Genomic DNA, 241 nt, shown 5'->3' with positions numbered 1-241 from the left:
GTGACGAGGCTCGATCGTGACGAGGTCCACTATTTCGTCGGTGTCCGCGTAGATAGCGTGCAGGTTCACCTTGTGCTTGCCGGGAATGAGCGAGAACGCTTTTCCCAGGTCGGCCCGCAACTCGTCCGGCGTACGCGCTGCGCCGGGATAGTTGCCGGTAACGGCGATGCCGCCCGACAGATCCTGGTCGCGATTGAGGAAGCCGCGCACGTCGTCGCCTTGCCAGCAATGCATGGAAATT

Annotated in this window: 1 protein-coding gene; it reads right to left on the bottom strand. The window is 61.8% G+C overall.

From position 1 onward, the window contains the following. Positions 1-241 (bottom strand): L-rhamnose isomerase (locus KVT38_RS34075; protein WP_217598126.1); only part of this gene is annotated, 241 nt, incomplete at both ends.

The sequence above is a fragment of the Cohnella sp. GbtcB17 genome, assembly GCF_019091135.1.
In the GTDB taxonomy this organism is placed as follows: domain Bacteria; phylum Bacillota; class Bacilli; order Paenibacillales; family Paenibacillaceae; genus Cohnella.
Note: the sequence above shows the minus strand (reverse complement) of the source record. Positions and strands in the feature narration are given on the sequence as shown.